Annotated in this window: 1 pseudogene; it reads left to right on the forward strand. The window is 60.1% G+C overall.

Annotated elements, in window-relative coordinates:
• A pseudogene (locus Q0288_RS16095) lies at positions 1-884 on the forward strand (hypothetical protein); the annotation flags it as partial.
• Positions 885-1218: the final 334 nt, after the last annotated feature.

A 1218-nucleotide genomic window follows, 5' to 3' on the forward strand; every position in this document is an offset into this window, starting at 1 on the left:
AGCTGGTCGAGACCCTGGAAGGGCCCTGGGAAGCCTTTCGGATGCTGGCCCAGAGTCTGGAGCGTACCCTCGAGCCACCCTTAGAACACCTGGAACTGGCCTATCGCCTCTCACGGAGCTTCTCCCAGAGCAGTGAGGCCGAGACCGTGCGCGGGCAGTACCTGGCGGCGCTCTACAATGCCGGGCAGCCCCTGGGAGCCGAGGGGCTGTTGCTGGCGGAACTGGCCCGCAACCCCGAAGCCCTGGAAGTGCTATATGACCTGGCCGAACACTACGAACGCACCGGAGCCTACCAGAAGGCCGCTCAGACCTGGCGCAAAGCGCTGGAAGCAGCCTACTACTGGGAAAAAGACCTGGAACTATCGCGCGAAATTCTGCGCAACTTGCTGTTCCTCAACCCCAACGATCCCGATTTGCAGCTCTACCTGGAAGAACTCAAAGCCACTTCCAAAGCCCTCTCCCGGTTAGATGGGGTGCCCGATACCCTGGCCGGAACCGCTGTGGACAGTCTGATCTCCGAGGGCCTGCCGCGCTTCCACGGCGAGTACCTGATCGTGGTGGGGGGCCACACCCAGTTGCGCAGCCGCATGCTGCCCTACCTGGAGAGCCAGGGACTCAAACTCGACTGGTTCGACTCGGACGGCAACACCGCCGGACGCGAGATTATCCGACGCATCCAGAGCCGTTTAGAACGCGCCCACGGCATGATGATCATCAGCAGCTACGTGGGCCACGACCTCTCCGAGCCGGTGCGCCTGGAAGCCGAAAACCTGGGGGTGCCGGTCTACATCACCCCTGGAAGGGCCAGGGGAATCACCGGATTCTTGCGGGCAGTGGCAGAGTTTGCTCCGCAGTTGTTCAAGCGAGCGCTGCGAGGCCGGTAACCTGTGATACCAAGGTCGCAGAAGGTTGATAGGTGGGCGGTTTTTCAATAGACAGCATCCCCTATCGCGATTTTCACTATTTTGCCGCTGGGAACAGGCAAAAATAGGCTATGTATGGCATATTTGTCCAGGGAATGGCCTCTTACCAAGTTCGGGTAGCCATGTGCGCCCACGATAGGAGTTTCGGCGATGGTTTTGCGCGGTGCACTTCGGAGGTTTGCGGCGGCGCGGCTCTGTTGCCGGATCCCGGTGGGTAGCACAAATTCCCGACGTAGAGATCCTTAGTCTCCCATCGGTCTGGTTGATTTGAAAACCGCTCCTGAGATCGGAAGAG

The sequence above is a fragment of the uncultured Meiothermus sp. genome (assembly GCF_937863175.1).
GTDB lineage: Bacteria > Deinococcota > Deinococci > Deinococcales > Thermaceae > Meiothermus.